Origin of the sequence: Streptomyces boetiae (assembly GCF_031845405.1) — a bacterium.
GTDB lineage: Bacteria > Actinomycetota > Actinomycetes > Streptomycetales > Streptomycetaceae > Streptomyces > Streptomyces boetiae.
In genome coordinates, this window is the sequence record NZ_JAVREN010000138.1 from 1 (window position 1) to 392 (window position 392).

General features: G+C 80.1%; 1 pseudogene. It reads right to left on the bottom strand.

Going from position 1 to position 392, the window contains the following annotated elements:
• A pseudogene (locus tag RM780_RS27740) lies at nucleotides 1–334 on the bottom strand (hypothetical protein); the annotation flags it as partial.
• Between the last annotated feature and the right edge of the window lie 58 nt (nucleotides 335–392).

The following is a 392-nucleotide window of genomic DNA, read 5'->3' on the forward strand; positions in this document are numbered from 1 at the left end:
CCAACACCTGGCCGGCGCCCGCCAGTCGCTCCTCCAGCATCCGCAACCGCGGGTCGGAGGCGTCCAGATGCCGGCGCGCCTGCGCCAGCACCACCGCGCCCCGCCACCGCAGGTCCGGCTCCGGCGCCAGGCGCAGCAGTTGCGCCTCCGCCCGGTGCAGATTCGAGAACACCCGGTCGGCCGCCGCCCCCGTCACCCGCGCCCAGGGCCCGTGCCGCCGCTCCACCGCGGCCCGCGCCGCCCGCAGGTGCGCCCGCGCCGTCTCCGCGACCGCCTCGTCCGCCCCCGCCACCCCGATCCGCTCGGCCCGCGCGAGCTGCCCCTCCCCATCCACCACCCGCACCTCAGCCCGCTCCACCCAGGCCGCCCGCCCACCCCCCTCCCCATCCACC